This window comes from Klebsiella sp. Shm-1, assembly GCF_040804525.1.
GTDB classification, from domain to species: Bacteria; Pseudomonadota; Gammaproteobacteria; order Enterobacterales; family Enterobacteriaceae; genus Klebsiella; species Klebsiella pneumoniae.
Window position 1 is genome coordinate 927669 of record NZ_CP161823.1, and the last position, 15662, is coordinate 943330.

Annotated in this window: 19 protein-coding genes; 1 reads left to right on the top strand and 18 read right to left on the bottom strand. The window is 60.5% G+C overall.

Features of this window, described 5'->3' with window-relative positions; translation table 11 throughout:
• Position 1: 1 nt before the first annotated feature.
• The 18 genes from pduU to pduA are packed head-to-tail and all read right to left on the bottom strand — an operon-like array spanning position 2 to position 14155.
• Positions 2–352: a propanediol utilization microcompartment protein PduU gene (pduU, locus tag AB1E37_RS04575; protein ID WP_002915850.1), complete on the bottom strand. Its 351-nt coding sequence runs from the start codon at positions 350–352 to the stop codon at positions 2–4.
• On the bottom strand, positions 352–906 hold the full coding sequence (pduT, locus tag AB1E37_RS04580) for a propanediol utilization microcompartment protein PduT (protein ID WP_004151971.1): 555 nt from the start codon (positions 904–906) through the stop codon (positions 352–354). Before pduT ends, pduU begins: the two co-directional genes overlap by 1 nt.
• A 2-nt stretch (positions 907–908) precedes the next feature.
• Positions 909–2261, bottom strand: coding sequence for a 4Fe-4S dicluster domain-containing protein (locus AB1E37_RS04585; protein ID WP_032448077.1), 1353 nt, complete (start codon positions 2259–2261; stop codon positions 909–911).
• Positions 2258–3370, bottom strand: coding sequence for a 1-propanol dehydrogenase PduQ (pduQ, locus tag AB1E37_RS04590; RefSeq protein ID WP_032418385.1), 1113 nt, complete (start codon positions 3368–3370; stop codon positions 2258–2260). The genes AB1E37_RS04585 and pduQ overlap by 4 nt, the downstream gene beginning before the upstream one ends.
• 11 nt (positions 3371–3381) lie before the next feature.
• Positions 3382–4770 carry a CoA-acylating propionaldehyde dehydrogenase PduP gene (pduP, locus tag AB1E37_RS04595; RefSeq protein WP_032448076.1) on the bottom strand — a complete coding sequence of 463 codons (1389 nt, stop codon included), beginning with the start codon at positions 4768–4770 and terminating at the stop codon, positions 3382–3384.
• Positions 4767–5783, bottom strand: coding sequence for a two-domain cob(I)yrinic acid a,c-diamide adenosyltransferase PduO (gene pduO / locus AB1E37_RS04600; protein WP_032448074.1), 1017 nt, complete (start codon positions 5781–5783; stop codon positions 4767–4769). The genes pduP and pduO overlap by 4 nt, the downstream gene beginning before the upstream one ends.
• A 10-nt stretch (positions 5784–5793) precedes the next feature.
• Entirely contained in the window at positions 5794–6069 is a 276-nt protein-coding gene (locus tag AB1E37_RS04605) for a EutN/CcmL family microcompartment protein (protein WP_032448072.1), read from the bottom strand.
• Positions 6070–6072: 3 nt separating this feature from the next.
• Entirely contained in the window at positions 6073–6564 is a 492-nt protein-coding gene (pduM, locus tag AB1E37_RS04610; protein ID WP_032448070.1) for a microcompartment protein PduM, read from the bottom strand.
• Positions 6561–7193, bottom strand: coding sequence for a phosphate propanoyltransferase (locus AB1E37_RS04615; protein ID WP_002915810.1), 633 nt, complete (start codon positions 7191–7193; stop codon positions 6561–6563). The genes pduM and AB1E37_RS04615 overlap by 4 nt, the downstream gene beginning before the upstream one ends.
• The gene (locus tag AB1E37_RS04620; protein ID WP_002915808.1) at positions 7193–7639 is read right to left on the bottom strand and encodes a BMC domain-containing protein; all 447 of its coding nucleotides are present in this window, start codon (positions 7637–7639) and stop codon (positions 7193–7195) included. The genes AB1E37_RS04615 and AB1E37_RS04620 overlap by 1 nt, the downstream gene beginning before the upstream one ends.
• A gap of 21 nt (positions 7640–7660) precedes the next feature.
• Positions 7661–7936 (bottom strand): propanediol utilization microcompartment protein PduJ, encoded by a 276-nt coding sequence (gene pduJ, locus AB1E37_RS04625; protein ID WP_002915806.1) that lies wholly within the window; start codon positions 7934–7936, stop codon positions 7661–7663.
• Between the two features lie 18 nt (positions 7937–7954).
• Entirely contained in the window at positions 7955–8305 is a 351-nt protein-coding gene (locus AB1E37_RS04630; RefSeq protein WP_004900279.1) for a glycerol dehydratase reactivase beta/small subunit family protein, read from the bottom strand.
• Positions 8295–10127: a diol dehydratase reactivase subunit alpha gene (locus AB1E37_RS04635; protein ID WP_004174565.1), complete on the bottom strand. Its 1833-nt coding sequence runs from the start codon at positions 10125–10127 to the stop codon at positions 8295–8297. The genes AB1E37_RS04630 and AB1E37_RS04635 overlap by 11 nt, the downstream gene beginning before the upstream one ends.
• Before the next feature lie 12 nt (positions 10128–10139).
• The gene (pduE, locus tag AB1E37_RS04640; protein ID WP_002915750.1) at positions 10140–10664 is read right to left on the bottom strand and encodes a propanediol dehydratase small subunit PduE; all 525 of its coding nucleotides are present in this window, start codon (positions 10662–10664) and stop codon (positions 10140–10142) included.
• Between the two features lie 14 nt (positions 10665–10678).
• Entirely contained in the window at positions 10679–11368 is a 690-nt protein-coding gene (pduD, locus tag AB1E37_RS04645; RefSeq protein WP_004185474.1) for a propanediol dehydratase medium subunit PduD, read from the bottom strand.
• 10 nt (positions 11369–11378) lie between these two features.
• Positions 11379–13043: a propanediol dehydratase large subunit PduC gene (pduC, locus tag AB1E37_RS04650; RefSeq protein ID WP_002915744.1), complete on the bottom strand. Its 1665-nt coding sequence runs from the start codon at positions 13041–13043 to the stop codon at positions 11379–11381.
• Between the two features lie 18 nt (positions 13044–13061).
• Positions 13062–13874 (bottom strand): propanediol utilization microcompartment protein PduB, encoded by an 813-nt coding sequence (gene pduB / locus AB1E37_RS04655; protein ID WP_002915739.1) that lies wholly within the window; start codon positions 13872–13874, stop codon positions 13062–13064.
• Positions 13871–14155, bottom strand: coding sequence for a propanediol utilization microcompartment protein PduA (pduA, locus tag AB1E37_RS04660; protein ID WP_002915737.1), 285 nt, complete (start codon positions 14153–14155; stop codon positions 13871–13873). The genes pduB and pduA overlap by 4 nt, the downstream gene beginning before the upstream one ends.
• A gap of 524 nt (positions 14156–14679) precedes the next feature.
• Between pduA and pduF the strand changes: the two genes are divergently transcribed.
• On the top strand, positions 14680–15489 hold the full coding sequence (gene pduF / locus AB1E37_RS04665) for a propanediol diffusion facilitator PduF (protein WP_002915732.1): 810 nt from the start codon (positions 14680–14682) through the stop codon (positions 15487–15489).
• Positions 15490–15662 lie beyond the last annotated feature (173 nt).

Below are 15662 nucleotides of genomic sequence, written 5' to 3' on the forward strand. Positions count from 1 at the left end.
CTCAGGTCCGGGTAATTGGGCAAGCGGTGAAGCGCATCAGCTCACCGAGGGTGCGGGTGACCTGCCTGAGCGCGTACTCCACGGCGGAGACATCGCCGGTCAACACCACCGCGCCGGTGAAGCGATCGAGAAAACCGATCTCCACCGCACCGGACTTGGTAGCGATGTCGCAGGCGATAATCGATGCTTCACTGGGGGTAATGGTAAGAATGCCGATGGCGGAGACCGCGTCCGGCAGACCCAGCTTTTTGAACAGATCTTTGCCAGGATTGGCAATGAGATGCGCCAGAGTAACCTGTTTGCCCGGGACATACTCCTGGATCATGCGTTCGGTAGGGGTTTGCGGTTCCATTATCCCTCCATCAGCTGTTGCCACAGCGCATCGTGCGGTCGCGGGATCACTGCCCGGTGAACCAGTAATCCTTTCTCGCCTGCGCTGTCGCTGGCCACCGTGACGGCGTTGTCGACATCGGCGATATCACCCGCCACCACCATGTAGCATTTGCCGCCGATACCAAACGCCATATGGACCCGCACCAGGGTGACGTTGGCCGCTTTCACCGCGCGGTCGGCGGCGCTGATGCACGCCGCCACGCTCCAGGTTTCGACGATCCCCGCCGCCTGCCGCTGCCCGACCACGTTGAGACCGCTGATCGCCGGTAGTACGCTGGGGTGAATGTTGGCCAGCACCAGGCTGTCCACCAGCATCTCCCCAGCGCGCGCGGTGCCGGCGGCGATTGCCTGCTGCACGGCGCCGACGTCGCCGCCGAGCATCAGCAGGAATTTCCCGGGGCAAAGGGTTCTGCAGAGCAGGAGCTGTACGTTCGCGCTTTTCAGCATGACGTCACCCAGCTCCATCCCCCTGGCGATGCTGGTCAGTTCTAAAATTCCGATAGCCTGGGTCATGATTAACCTCTTACAAGCGTAATGGCCTGCTCCGTGATGGCGGAGACCAGGCCGTCAATACTGGCGTGCACCGGCGCGCCGAGGGCGTCGGCGGGGATATCCGCCAGTAGCTGGCCGCGCGTTACCCGCTCTCCCGGCGCGACGCAGGGCACGGCGCTGATGCCGATATGCTGGCGCAGGGGCAGGGTGACGCAGGCCACCTCCGGCTCCACCGCCGTCAGCGGCGCTTCCTGATACCAGGGATCAAGTCCCAGTTTGCTGATGAGCCGCTTGACCGGCACCAGGCGGTGCTTCGCCATCTCGTCCGCCGGACGCAGCGGTCCGTCGTAGCGCAGGTTTTTCGCCCTGAGCTCACGTTTCAGCAGACGGTTGATGCGCATGGGGGAAATACCCACCGGGCAGGCGACGCTCTCGCAAACGTTGCACTCCGAACAGGTCAGGGCGCTGAGCAGCAGCGACGGGGTGGCCGCCTGGCGATAGTTCACCGCCCGCACCAGCAGATGAGGGGAAAGCTCATGGCCGATCAGGTGCCGGGGGCATAAATCTGTACATAAACGGCACTGTTCACAGACGGTGCGGGCGATGGCGAGCAGCGTTCGTTCATCCTGCCGCCGTCGCTGGATCAAAGGATGGTTGCCCGGGAGCACCAGCAGGCCGCCGGTGGTTTTGGTGACCGGTGTCTCGAGGGAGGTAATAAGCGAGCCCATCATCGGACCGCCGTTGATAAACCCCGGTTCGTCAACCGTCGCGCCGCCGGCCAGATCCAGCACCTCGCGCAGCGATATACCCAGTGGTACGGCCAGCGTCAGTGGACGGGCGACGGCGCCATTGACGGTCAACGTCCGGCGAGTTACCGGATAGCCCTGTTCCACGGCTCTGGCGATATTGAGCACCGTCTGCACGTTATTGACCACCACGCCGACGCTGACCGGCAGCGCGGCAGGTGGTACGCGGCGTCCCGTCGCCAGCCAGATAGTGAGCACCTCATCCCCGGCCGGATAGACGTCAGGCAGAATATGCAGCCGGGCCCATTCCGGGAGTCGTGGGGTTAATGCCGCAATCGCCGGAGCATATTTCGCCTTCAGGGCAATGATCCCTTCCCGGGCGCCAGTGGCGGTCATCGCGTAACCCAGGCCGCGAATCAGTCGGTCAGCCTGCTGCGCCATCAGCTGTTGGTCAACCTTCAGCATCGGTTCGCATTCGGCGGCGTTCACCAGCACGGTGTCCACCCGGGCCTGCAGTTTGATGTGGGTCGGAAAGCCTGCGCCACCGGCTCCTACGACGCCAGCGGCCCGAACGCGTTCGCGGATCTCCGCTGCATCAATGCTTGATAGTGGCCCTATCGCTTCACTCATTGCAGGTTCTCCAGCAGTTGCGCGATGGCCGCGCCATCGACCGGACGCGGGTTGGTGCGCAGGGTGGCGTCGGTCAGCGCGGCCGGCACCATGGCGGGAATTCGCGATAAGAAAAGGGGATACTTTTCCTGCAGCGCGCCCTTGAGGGTGGGAATGGCGCACTGCTGTTTCAGCGTTTCCACCGCGGTAAGCAGCGCCTGGAAAGCCTCCTGTTCGCCAGCTGCGGGCGGGCAGAAGCGGCAGGCCCTGGCCAGGCGCGCATAGCGCTTAGCCGCTCGCGGCTCGCCGGCATTGAAGCGGATCACCGCGGTCAGCAGCAGCGCATTGGCCAGGCCATGGGGGAGGTGAAACTGGCCGCCAAGCTGATGGGCGATCGCATGATTGAGCCCAAGGCCAGCCTGGCTAAAGGCCATACCGGCGAGGGTTGATGCATTGTGCATTTTGCTGCGGGTCGCAATGCAGTCGCCCTGACGAATCGCAACGGGCAGGGCGCGAAACACCAGCCTGGCGGCCTTTTCCGCCAGCGCATCGGTAAAATCGGTGGCCTGCGGCGAGACCCATGCCTCCAGGGCGTGGGTCAGCGCGTCCAGCCCGGTATGGGCTGTGATGGTGGGCGGTACGCTAACCACCAGCGTCGGGTCGATGATCGCCATGTCGGGACAGAGCGCCTCATGGAACAGCGGGTACTTGATCCCTTTTTCCGGGTCGCTGATGACGCAGGCGCTGGTCACTTCCGAACCGGTACCGCTGGTGGTGGGGATCGCCACGCAGGTGTCGACAGGCAGACCGCCCTGCTGGCTGAACCAGACGATAGCCTTGGCGGCATCCATCGCCGAGCCGCCGCCGAAGCCGATCACCACCTGCGGACGCAGGGCCTGCATCTGCGCTATCCCTTTCGCCACGGTGTGAATGGTCGGATCCGGTGTAATATCGCTGAACACGCTGACGCGGTTGCTGGCGGGCAGCGCGGCGCGCAGTCGGTCAAGCAGCGGCGAGCGCGCCAGGAAGCCGTCGCAGACGATCCAGATGTGCTGATGGCTAAAGCGCTGCAGCGCGGCAAGGCTGCCCGGGCCGCTGTAGAGGCGCGTTTGCAGAGAAAAGGTATGCATGGCGCCCCCGGTTAGCGAATGGAAAAACCGTTGGTCAACACGCAGCGCCGCAGGCGGGCGAACGTCCGCGCGGAGGTGGTGCCTTCTCCGGTTGGCGTGGCGATGGTGAAGGTGGTAAACCCTTCGCCGCCGACGCCGATTCCCGCGTAAGACGGGCCATTTTTGACAAAAATGGAGGTCTGCAGCGTGCGTGCCGCCAGATTGAGCCGCGAGACATTCTGCGAGTGCATAATGGCGGTGTGGTGCAGACCCTCCTCAACGCGCAGGGCCAGCGCCAGGGCGCTGTCAAAGTCGGCGACCCTGACGATCGGCAGCACCGGCATCAGCTGCTCGCAGGTCACCCAGGGGTCGTTCGCCTCCACCTCGGCTATCAGCAGGCGAGGGGGGCGAGACGGAACGGCGAGACCCGCCGCCGCCAGCAGCGCAGCCGGGCTTTTACCGACCAGTTTTTTATTCGCCGCGCCGTCGGGCAGGCAGACGGCACGCAGGGTATCGGCCTCCTGTCGGCTCAACAGCAGCGCGTCAAAATCCTGCATCTGCTGGATCAGGCGGTCAGCGACGGAGGCGACGACGATCAGGCTTTTTTCGGCGATACAGGGCAGGTTGTAATCGAAGGCGGCGCCGCTGATGATATCTTCGGCGGCTTTGACGAGATCGGCGGTTTCATCAACGATGCACGGCGGATTGCCGGCGCCAGCGCCGATCACTTTTTTACCGCTTTTCATGCCCATCGCCACAATGCCAGGGCCGCCGGTGATAGCCAGAACGGCAATCAGCGGGTGGGACATCATTTGCTGGGTGGCTTCAAAGGTCGGCTCGGCAACGGTCACCACCAGGTTACGGATCCCGCTGCAGCGGTAGGCGATCTCTTCGATCCTGGCGATAAGCTTCAACGAGACCTTTTTCGCGCCGGGATGGGGGCTGAAATAGACGCTGTTACCCGCCGCCAGCATGCTGATACTGTTGTTGATAATGGTTTCCGTTGGGTTGGTGCTGGGCGCCACGGCGCCAATAACCCCGAACGGCGAGTACTCAAACAGCACCATCCCGCCATCGCCGGTGAGGGCGCTGGTAGTGAGATCCTCTATGCCCGGCGTGTTTTCAAGAGCGGCTTTATTTTTCAGATATTTATCTTCTTTGTTGCCCATGCCGGTTTCCGTGGCGCTCTCTTCCGCCAACGTCGCCAGCTCGGGGGCCAGCGTCTCCCGCAGGGCGCTGATAATGGCGCTGCGGGTTTTTAGCGGACACTGCTGATAGCGGAGAAAAGCCTGATGAGCGGCGTCGATGGCGCTGCCGACATCGCAGAAAATGCCCTGCTCTTGCTGAGGGGCAGGGGGCGTCGGCGCGAGCTTTTCACTGAGGATGGTGCGGATAAGGGTTTCCAGTTCTGCTGTATTCATTGATGAGTTCTCACGTTAATGGCCGCCATGGCAGCCTGTGCAATAGCCATATCCTGCTCGACGCTGCCGCCGCTAATGCCGAGGCCGGCTATTAGCTGGCCATCGCGCCACAGCGGATATCCGCCGCCAAAGGTGACGACTTTGCCCTGCAGATGGCTCTCCAGACCGTACAGCGCAGCGCCTGGCTGTACGGTCGTCGCGAGCTCGTGGGTGGCGGTTTTCATGGCGACGGCGGTCCAGGCTTTTTTCGGCGCCAGCTCGCTGCTGACCAGCAGCGCATCGGGCATTCGCCAGGTCACGGTTTCGGTGCCGTGTGCGTCAACGATGCTGACCACCACCGGCACCTGCAGCTGGCGGGCGTGTTCAATGGCCTGATGGATGAGCTGATGCAGCTCGTGAAAGGAGAGCGACCCGGCCTGGGCTTTGGGCGCGTCGGGCGCAGGCGACCCGCTGGCGGCCAGATAGCGGGCCGCGATCTCCGTCACAAGGCGGCGCTGGTGAGCGGCATGATCCTCGCTGCGCGCCAGGGCATACAGGCAGTCAGATAAGCGGTTCAGATAACGCAGCAGTATCTGACGGATAGTAACCTCTGCCGCCAGCTCGACCAGCCGGCGCTCCGCCCGTCTGGCAACGGTGCGGGCCAGGTGCAGACGGCTGGCGGCTTCACAGCGTCCGGGCAATACAAACTGGTGCAGCGCCGGCACGCGGGCCATCTCGCGATCGATGGTCTGCTCCAGCAGGGCAATCTCTTCGCTGCTGATATAGCGCTTACCCGGTGATGGCTGTTCGCTGTCGCTGGCGAGCTCCGCGCTGAACCAAAAAATGTGCTGCTGCAGGGCTTCGAGCAGGGTGCGCTGTTCCTCTTCAGCGACGGCGCAGACGCACAGGCTCAGCATGGCGTTCAGTTCATCCAGGGTGCCGTAGGCTTCGACGCGCGGATGCGTCTTGCTGACCCGCTGGCCGGTATAGAGTGATGTACTGCCGGCATCGCCGGTTCGGGTATAGATAGCCACAGGCGCCCCCTTAGCGTGAAAGTGAGTCAACAATGCCCACGACGGCAAGATCGATGGCCTCATTCGGGCCGCTGAAAACGTGGCGTGCGCTCGAGCCGCTGCAGAGCAGCACCAGCTCGCCGACGCCAGCGCCAACCGAATCTACCGCCACTTCATCGCCGCTCGTGGGGAGAATCGGAGGATCGTCGTCCGCGCTTACCCGGCGCACCAGCAGCAGTTTTTTGCCGTTCAGAGAGGGCGATTTTTGCGTCGAGACGACGGCGCCGGTCACGCGTGCCAGATGCATAGTTCACTCCTGCTTAATCAATTGAACATGCCGCGCGACGGCCGCTTCGCGGGCGAGGGCGGTGATAATGGGGCGGCGGCGCAGCACCAGATAGCCGCCACTGAAACGGGCTACGTCGGCATAGGTGAGCACCGACGCGGCGTGAAGCCTGACGGGCTGGCCAAGCGGATCGCTGTACGTCAGCGGCAAGCGGGCGAGTTTTTTTACCGCCAGCGAGGGGAGCAGGGCGGGAAGCAGCGTTAGCTGTACCCGAACGCCCCAGGCCATCGCCCCATGCAGTGCGCAACCGGCTGCCGCCAGCGCACGCTGGCCGGCAAGCTGCTCCAGCAGCGGTAAATCGACCTGCACGATGCGCAGCGAAGCGTGCTGGCACAGCAGGCTGCGGATATCCGCTTCGCCGAGCTGGGCCACGCTGAGCGTGGCCGTGCTGAGGGCGCGACGGCGCAGACGGGCGGCGACCTCTTCGACGATACGCTGCAGCATCGCGTGGTTCATGGCTTCGTCACCAGCGTTGCCCAGGCTTGCGCAGCGTCAGCGCCTGCCGCATTAGCCTCGTCAGTATCGATGTGCATCTCAAGACGCATATCCGGGGCAACGCGGACCGCTACGTTGTCGAAGATAAGCCGCCTGTCGCTGCCTTCGATCGCCACCGCGACGCTATCGCCATGGGAGACGCGCAGGATCAACGCATCAAGTGGCGACATATGAATATGTCGCTGGGCAACAATCGTCCCGCCGCTCAGCTCCAGTTCGGCAAAGGGGCTTATCAGGCGGATCCCCGGCGTGCCCTGCAGATTGCCGGACATGCGCAGCGGCGCGGCGATACCGAGGATCCGGGCGTCGGTGCGTGAGATTTCCACCTGGCTGGTCTGGCGCAAAGGGCCGAGCAGGCGCACGTTGTTTAATCGCCCTTTGGGGCCAACCAGGGTCACCGTCTGCTCTGCAGCATATTGTCCCGGCTGCAGCAGCGCTTTTTTCGGCTGGATGGGCTGCGCGGGAAAAAGCCTGGCATAGTCAGCCGCCGCTAAATGGATATGGCGACTGGAGATACCGATTGGAATGGGACGCTGGCGCATCTCATCCAGCACTTTGTTGACTGTCGAAGCCAGCTGTTGTTTATCCATTACGCGTCACCTCGTTTACCGGCGTGCAGGCACTGCGAGCGGGGATCGCCTTTTTGTCGTGGGCAGTGTGGGTCCAGGCACAGGTTGCAGGTCACCCGCTCCGTAGAGTGGGAAGGGGCGTCTGTGAGGGCCGTGTTCTCCTCCGTCACGGCGACGTCAGGCGCTGGTGAAGGCGCCTGGACGCGGGCCGGCAGCAGGCCTTCCCCGGGCCTGGCGATAACCTTCTGCGCTACCAGCCCCTGCTGCCGTTCGGCGAGTTCGGCCCCGGTCATCACCGCCGCCTGGACAGAGGCCACATCACCGGCGATCTTCACCACCATCCAGCCGGAACCGTTGGTCTTTTCCAGGGCGAGCAGCGTGATGGCGGCCGCTTTCGCCATAGCGTCGGCGCAGGTGATGGCCAGGGCCAGACCGCTGACCTCAAGTAATCCCAGTGATTGCTTCACGCGGTGCTCCTTTTTTGAGGGTCAGACGGATTTCGGCAGAATGGCCTCAACATCGCTATGCGGGCGCGGGATCACATGGCTGGACTTGACCTCGCCGACCACGCTGGCCGCCGCGCTGCCGGCGTCAACGGCGGCTTTGACCGCGCCGACGTCTCCGCGGACCATCACGGTAATCAGCCCGGAGCCAATTTTTTCGTAACCAATCAACTGCACGTTGGCGGATTTCACCATTGCATCAGCGGCTTCAATGGCGCCAACCAGGCCTTTCGTTTCAACCAGTCCTAGTGCGTTATTCATACTGCGTTCTCCTGTGGATTAAGCATGGCGATCCCGAAATGGGATCCCTTTGACGAGACGAGCCGCATTGTTGCCAGTGTTTCGCCGGGCCAGCCTGTTCTGGTGATACATCAGCGAAAACAGCGGAGTTGATGCGGGTAAATTTTTGTAGTGCACGATGAGCCGTTCCCGGTCGCAGGCGATGCCTACCTGCAGCGGCGAACGCTGCGCCGCCTGCCAGGCGTGATGAACAAGATCGCCGCCGGTCTGCGGCTGCAGAACAAAAGGAATGCCTTCCTCTTCAATGCCCAGCAGGACATCGCGCCACTGTTCGCTGCATTCGTCAGTGACGGCAATGACGATGGCGGGGGCGACTACGCTACTCTCCATGTGTGCCTCCTTTTTGCCAGGAAAGGAGTAATCCGCTGGCGACCGCATTGCGTGGGCCTTCACAGCCGCGGATGTTGCCGCGCCCGGCAACCAGCCGGTAGTGCGCCAGCGCGTCGGTGACCAGCTGGGGGATCTCGAAATCGAGGGACGAGCCGCCCACCAGCACCACGAACGGGATGTCGCGAATGTTGCCGGTAGGGCTCACCTGGCGTAACGCTCGCAGGGCGTTGGTGACAAAGACGCGTGATTTGGCGCTACGGCGAATGGCGCGCACTTTCTCCAGCGGCAGATCGCCGGGCAGGGGAACCAGTTCATCCGGTTTCACCACGCAGACGCGGGCAAATACCGTCGGTGGTAAGGCCGACGGAAAAAACTGGACGCTGCCGTCTTCATGACGCAGATGAAACAGGCTTTCGACTTTTGCCAGCGGATATTTTTTGATCTCTTCCGCCAGATAACGGTCCTCAAGCCCCAGCTCGCGAGCGATGATCATCGTGACCATATCGCCGGCGCCGGCCAGGTGAGTGGCGCTGATCTCTCCCTGCGCATTGATAATGGAGGCGTCGGTCGACCCGGCGCCCAGATCGAGGATCGCCAGCGGGCGCGTGGTGCCGGGAGTGGTGAGCGCCCCAAGAATAGCCGCCTCCGCTTCGGCGCCGCCCACCTGAACCGCAATCTGCAGTTTGTGCTCAATTTCACGGGCGATGAGGGCCATCTGCAGGCGATCCGACTTCACCATCGAGGCGATACCCACCGCCTGCTCCAGCGAGAACTCTCCCGCAAGACCGCCGGTCACGCTGACTGGCACTGCCGTATCAACGGCCAGCAGATCCTGAATGCGGATCTCCTGAGCTGGCTTATTGGTAAGCTCCGCCATGGTCTGGCGCACGTGCTCTAGCATGCCGCCGATATTGGTGCCCGCTTCTCCCGCGACGTTGTCCAGTTTGCCGCAGCCGTCAACCGCTTTCATGATGGCTTCCGCCCCGGCGGCCACATCAACCTGTACGCTGCGCCCCTGAGCGATGAGCAGCAGATTACCTGCCGGAATAGCGCGGGCCTTGACGTCGCCGGAGGGGGTTTTCACCACCACGGCCGAGCGGTTGCCAATCAGCGCCCGCGCCATTGGCACGATATTTTTGGTCTCCTCGGCGTTGAGATCGAAAACGGTCGCAATACCGTAGGGGTTGGAGAGCGTTTCGATGATCTTACCGGGTAAAGCGACCTCGACGGCCGCCAGCATGCCAAGTGGAATCCGGTCGATATGCTGAACTTCGTCGATCACCGGTAGCGGTTGCTGTAGCCGGTTATTGACCAGCACGCCGTCATCCTGCTGCAAAATAATGCCGGTTATCTGATAGCCCGCTGCCGTTGCCGCATTGACCATCGCGGCGACATCGGCAAAGTCAAAGGCCGAGGAGACCACCAGAATATAGGGAGTGTCCGCGGAGCAGGACAGCAGCGCCTCTGGTGTGATGGTGATGCCGACCCCCAGTCCGACGCCGCCGGGTGTCTTCGGGTTATGGCCGATCATGGTGGACTCGGTGATGATGGTTTCCGTGATGGTTTCCATCGCCACATCGCCAATGACCGGCGTGGCTTCGTTAATGCGAATAAGCGAAATATCGCTGAGCTGAATGCCGGCCGCTTTTGCCGCCTGCGTTAGCGCCTCCTGGATACCGAACACATTTCGTAATGTGCCTTTTATACCCGTGGTTTCAGCCAACGCGCTGTGGCGAATGTTCAGCACACCTGCGTCATCGACCGTCGCCAGGGCGACTTCTGTCGAGGAGTTGCCAATATCAATGCCAGCGATATAGCGCATGCTTACCCCCTGTTAATCGTCGCCTTTGAGTTTCTTACGCTCGATGTACAGCCCGGCCGCTTCCCGAACAAAGGCGGCACAGAGTCGTGCCTGGTAGCGATGCTCGAGGTCATCAGCGATCGCCAGTAGCTCCGCCTGGGTGGAACGGTATGGGCGCAGGGCGTTGTAGATCTCAAGGATTCGGTCGTCGGGAACCGCGGTGAGCTCTGCGGCCCGCTCAAAGTTCATCGCCAGCCGATCGCGTCCGGCATCCTGGGCGATCGCCGCCTGCATACGCAGCGTTTCCGGAGTGATGCGCATGTCCTGCGCCGTAACGCGATCGCTTAATACGTTCTCCAGCGTCAGGTCATCGAGCGTTTTATTGGTAGCGGTTTTGACCCACTCCGGATGGCGGGTCGCTAACGGGTAGTCGCTAACTTTTGGCTGGCGAACGGTGTCGTTTGTCGGCGCGGCTGGCGCGGGCGTTATCCCGTCCTGTAGGCTGTTCATCCGGCTCAGCACGTCGCGTACCATGGATTCAATTGCGTCGGTATTCATCGGGATATCCTTTGTTAAAGCGCCACGCGCAGTTCCTGCGGGTTTTTGCCCGTCACCACGTATTTGGTCTCTTTAATGTGCAAAATGGCCGACTTCGCCTGGTATTTGGGACGAGCCATCTGATCGTTAAGCGTCGGCACCGGCTGCGGCGACTCGCGTTTGGCGTAGCGCGCGGCGTTTTTGCCAATCTGACGGTAGGTTTCCAGCGTCAGCAGCGGCGCCTGCGGGAAGAGTTCCAGATTGGAAAGCGGCGGCAGGCCGCGCTGGTGGATGACGGTGGTGCCTTTCGACTGAATACCGATCGAGATGCCGGAGCCGCTCAGGCGGTTGCCTTCCACTGCCACGAAGGCGACGTCAGAAGACTTAAAGCAGCGGATCACCCGGGCTTTGATGCCTTCTTCCTCAATGCCGGCGATCACTTCGCGCAGAATATTTTTATGCGGAATGCCGACGATATTGGCGGTTTGCGCCAGACCAAACGCTGGCCCGACGGCAATAATGACTTCATCCTGCTGCGTGCCGGGTTTGGCTTCGCCGATTTCCGTCAGGAAGCTGTCGCCGGACACAGGCGCAACGGCGACCGGTGCGGCAGAGGCGACAGAAGCCGCAGACGCGCTAAAGGAGACCGGCTTATCTGCGCCTGATTTCATCTCCGACAGCACCTCTTCGATAATCTGGCGCAGCAGCGTTTCGTTAATTTCCATTTTTCACCCCTTAGCCAAGTTCATTGGGATCGAGCGCGCCCGGGATATTTTTAATCTCTTCCCAGCGCTCGCCTTGCAGGCGGTAGCCTGTTGCCGGACCGGCATAATCGTTCACGTCATTCACGGCCGAGAGCACCTGGCCCTCGCCAACAATGATGGCGGAGGTATGCAGGTAGTCGCCGGTGAGCTTGGCTTTCTGAATATTGAGCATGTCCTGGGCGACATCGGGGAAGCCGCCTTTCGCCAGGGCTTTCACCACCTCCAGGCCGTTGCGGTTCTTGTTGATGATCTCCTGAGCAAACTTGATGTCCTCGACGATATTGCGCTCAGGCATATCTTTTGAACCGTGGGCGTAGGTGGCGGCTTCTACTTCTTCATCCGTAATAGGCGGCAAACCCATGCCGGCAAATACCGCCTGCAGCGCGCGGGCGGCTTTGTTGCGAATGGCGATCACGTCCTCTTCACGCACCGGCCGCAGGCCGCCATCGACCTTCAGGTCGCGCTGGATCACGTTGTAGTCATCGAAGTCTTCGGCATCTTCGTTGGAACCGGCGAACATGTTGTCGTAGTTCGGCACCGCCGAGTAACCGGAGGAGATGAAGTCGGTGCCTGGCAGGAACTGCATCAGCAGACGCGCGGTACGCCGCATATCCGAGTGGGTAAAGGTTTGATCGTTGCTGGAGGCGCACTCCAGATCCAGCGCTGAGCAGATCAGGTTTTCCGCCAGTACGGCGCGGATCCCGGACGGCACGGCGGACGGTACGCCGATACAGCTGACGGAGCCATTCTGCAGGCCTTGCACCCCGGCGGCTTTGGTGATGTAGATGCAGCGCGCTTCGAGATAAAGCATCGATTTGCCTTCGGCATAGCCCATCTGTACTTCAGAACCGGAACCGGAGGTAAAGCGCATTTTCAGGCCGCGCGAGGCGTAGGAGGAGGCGAGGAAGCCTTTCGACCACGGGGTGTCATCGCCATCGGTAAACACCGGTTCCGTACCGTATACCGAAATGGTTTCGGCATAGCAGGTGTGGCCCAGCATGCCCAGTTTCAGCTCGGTGGCTTCTTCCAGCGAACACTGGGTGAGGACGCCGGGGCGGCCAACCTGTGAACCCACCAGCAGGGCGATGGCGTTGAACGGCGCGTAGCGCGCCACGGCGACGGTGGTCTCCTGTTCGTCAAAGCCGCGCCATGCGCCTTCAGCGGCGTCGGCGGCAATCTGTACCGGATTATCTTTGATATTAGTGACATGCGCCTGCTGGGACGGCGTGCGGCGGGCGCGCATTTTTTGCATCGCCATCATCATCTCGACCACGTTCATATGCGACACCACTTCCACGATTTTCGCCGGGGTCATCGCGGTAGTGAGCGGCACGATGTCGCTGCGTTTAACGTTCGGGTCGCAGAGCATGTTGGCGAGCTTAACCGAATCCATGGCCATCACTTCTTCGGCCCGGGCGAGATTAATGCCGTAGCGCGCGATAAAGTGGTCAATCAGGTCGAACTGCTCAACCGGTTTACCGTCGAGTTCGGTCACCGCGCCGTTGACGATGCGGATAGAAGGTTTGGGATCGTTAGGGCTTTCCATCGCGATAAAGCCCTCTTCAATCCACTCCTTAACGAAACCATCCTGATTCACAGGGCGTTTCGCCAGTGCTTCAAATCTTTTCGATCTCATGAATCAGCCTCGCGGGTATTAAATGTAGGAGGGGCGATCGTTTTTCGGTTCGGCGCCCAGCGTCGCCAGTACGGTTTTGCCGATTTCCCGGGCGGAGATCACCGCCTGGCGCACCGCGCCGGAGTCGCCGGAAATCACCAGAATGGCTTCGTTGCTGAAACTGGTGCCGTGGGCCGGTGAGCTGTAAGCCACCACCTCGACGTTGGCTGATTTCAGCGCGGTATCGGCCATCAGCACGCCAACGGACGCCGGGGCGCCGACGATAATGCCGCAGGCGCGGCCCAGTGGGGCACCGAACGCTTTTTCCAGGGCATAACTGGCGCGCGCGGTATACTGCAGCTCAATATGACCCGCTTCGTTGCCGTAGACATCGCCGAAGGTACGGTCCAGCTCTTTCAGCGCGACCTCAATCCCGCGTTTGACGTCGGAAACATCATTCCCGCCCAGCACAATCAGCGAGCCATGACCGGCGCCGCCTTTGGTGTCGCGAGGAAGCTCAATGCTGACCACTTCGGTGTTGGTGGCTTTGACCGCTTCATCGGCGGCCATGATGTGCGGCCCGGCGCCGGTGCGGGCGCCGAGGATGCCGATAGAGCGATAGCGTTTTTCGAGCTTCATCGCCTCCAGCAACGCGGCATCCACGTTGGCGATGACCAGCCCGAGGGTGTCGCCAATGGCGGTCCCGACAAATTCCGTTAAGCTGCAGCTTTTCTCTGCCATAGCCGTCTCTCCTGTGGGATGGGGGGTATCGGGAAGCGCCTGCTGCTCTGGCGTCGCCACACGGGCTATGACTTGCGCCATGATCTGTTCAACCAGCTCATTGCTGCTCATTGGCTATTCCCCTTCGGTAAGATTTTTTCAACATCGGTATGGGGGCGGGGAATGACGTGTACGGCTTTCACTTCGCCCACGTGGCGGGCTGCGGCGGCACCGGCGTCGGTGGCGGCTTTAACTGCCCCCACGTCGCCACGCACGATGACGGTCACCAGGCCTGAACCGATCCTTTCATAGCCAACTAATAAAACGTTGGCCGACTTAACCATTGCGTCAGCGGCCTCTATGGCTGCGGTTAAGCCTTTGGTTTCTACCATTCCTAATGCTTCTTGTTGCATAAAGACCTCGCAGGATATGTGCCAGTGAGGGAACTATATGGCGGAGCGGCGAAAAAGAATGGCTGAGTTGATGGTGGAGAGCGAAAAAATAGTGGTTTTTATATAATATAAAATGGATTTATTTTATTTTATATCGTTGTTTTTATTTGATTTTATTGTTTGTATAAATGTGATTATATTGCAATTCACGCTCCGTATTTACATTTTAAGAGGTGATTTTTTAAATTGTTTTTGCTATGCGATATTTTGCGTGATGTGATATTTGTTGGAAAATAAGCACTGCGCTTTCGCAATTTTTTATCATTTAGTTGGAAATTAAAATACCCCCTGAACGCCCGCCATTGCTGCAGGGATTCGCGAACAAATAGCAATAAATTATTCTTCTTCGGCGACTTTACGCCGCCCGATTTCCGCAGGATGCCAACACTTTGCCGCTGCCGGTTTCTATAGTGGGCCTCGCCGTACCCAACGAGCCAGCGGATGGTTGGCTGGCCTGGACACGAACTTCGTCACGAGGTGTCACAATGAATGGTTCTTTACGCGCGCAATGTATCGCCGAGTTTTTAGGCACCGGGCTGTTTCTGTTTTTTGGTATCTGCTGCCTGAGCGCCCTGAAACTGACCGGCGCCAGCCTGGGGCTGTGGGAGATCTGTATTATCTGGGGACTAGGTATTTCTCTGGCGGTGTACCTGACGGCCGGCATTTCGGGGGGACATCTGAACCCCGCGGTCACCGTCGCCCTGTGGCTGTTTGCCTGCTTCCCGGGCAGAAAAGTGGTGCCCTATATCGTGGCTCAGGTCGCCGGCGCGTTTGGCGGCGCCGTGCTGGCCTGGATACTTTACAGCACCCTGTTTACGCAATTTGAAACGGTGCATCATATGGTGCGCGGCAGCCTGGAAAGCCTGCAGCTGGCCAGTATATTCAGCACCTACCCGGCGCCTGAGCTCAGCATCTGGCATGCGGCGCTGGTGGAGGTGGTGATCACCTCGATGCTGATGGGGATGATCATGGCGCTCACCGATGATGGCAACGGCGTACCCAAGGGCCCACTGGCGCCGCTGTTGATTGGCATTCTGGTGGCGGTGATCGGCGCCTCGACCGGGCCGCTTACCGGCTTCGCGATGAATCCGGCACGCGATTTTGGCCCGAAATTGTTCACCTGGTTCGCCGGGTGGGGCAATATCGCCATGACCGGGGGAAGAGATATTCCCTATTTTATCGTGCCCATTATCGCACCGTTGTTAGGGGCCTGCCTCGGCGCCGCAATTTATCGTTTTCTTATCGCCAATAATCTGCCCTGTCATACCTGCGTGGAGGAAGAAAATACGCGTTAGCGTCATAAGGGGAATGTATCTGTGAAATAGCCAGGCTAATTTCATGAACCGATATCACGAACCGCTCAAAAAGTCTCCCCGGGTTGGGAGACTTTTGTTATTGTCAATGCACTTTTTTATCGTCGATGGGATCTGATGCTAAAAAAGGTAAATATGAAAAATATGTTTTATTT

Coding starts and splice junctions, on each gene's coding strand:
- pduE (WP_002915750.1), bottom strand. CDS start 10,664: ATGAATACCGACGCAATTGAATCCATGGTACGCGACGTGCTGAGCCGG.
- pduD (WP_004185474.1), bottom strand. CDS start 11,368: ATGGAAATTAACGAAACGCTGCTGCGCCAGATTATCGAAGAGGTGCTG.
- pduJ (WP_002915806.1), bottom strand. CDS start 7,936: ATGAATAACGCACTAGGACTGGTTGAAACGAAAGGCCTGGTTGGCGCC.
- pduT (WP_004151971.1), bottom strand. CDS start 906: ATGACCCAGGCTATCGGAATTTTAGAACTGACCAGCATCGCCAGGGGG.
- pduA (WP_002915737.1), bottom strand. CDS start 14,155: ATGCAACAAGAAGCATTAGGAATGGTAGAAACCAAAGGCTTAACCGCA.
- pduQ (WP_032418385.1), bottom strand. CDS start 3,370: ATGCATACCTTTTCTCTGCAAACGCGCCTCTACAGCGGCCCGGGCAGC.
- pduM (WP_032448070.1), bottom strand. CDS start 6,564: ATGAACCACGCGATGCTGCAGCGTATCGTCGAAGAGGTCGCCGCCCGT.
- pduB (WP_002915739.1), bottom strand. CDS start 13,874: ATGAGCAGCAATGAGCTGGTTGAACAGATCATGGCGCAAGTCATAGCC.
- AB1E37_RS04615 (WP_002915810.1), bottom strand. CDS start 7,193: ATGGATAAACAACAGCTGGCTTCGACAGTCAACAAAGTGCTGGATGAG.
- AB1E37_RS04585 (WP_032448077.1), bottom strand. CDS start 2,261: ATGAGTGAAGCGATAGGGCCACTATCAAGCATTGATGCAGCGGAGATC.
- pduC (WP_002915744.1), bottom strand. CDS start 13,043: ATGAGATCGAAAAGATTTGAAGCACTGGCGAAACGCCCTGTGAATCAG.
- pduP (WP_032448076.1), bottom strand. CDS start 4,770: ATGAATACAGCAGAACTGGAAACCCTTATCCGCACCATCCTCAGTGAA.
- pduU (WP_002915850.1), bottom strand. CDS start 352: ATGGAACCGCAAACCCCTACCGAACGCATGATCCAGGAGTATGTCCCG.
- AB1E37_RS04630 (WP_004900279.1), bottom strand. CDS start 8,305: ATGGAGAGTAGCGTAGTCGCCCCCGCCATCGTCATTGCCGTCACTGAC.
- pduF (WP_002915732.1), top strand. CDS start 14,680: ATGAATGGTTCTTTACGCGCGCAATGTATCGCCGAGTTTTTAGGCACC.
- AB1E37_RS04605 (WP_032448072.1), bottom strand. CDS start 6,069: ATGCATCTGGCACGCGTGACCGGCGCCGTCGTCTCGACGCAAAAATCG.
- AB1E37_RS04635 (WP_004174565.1), bottom strand. CDS start 10,127: ATGCGCTATATCGCTGGCATTGATATTGGCAACTCCTCGACAGAAGTC.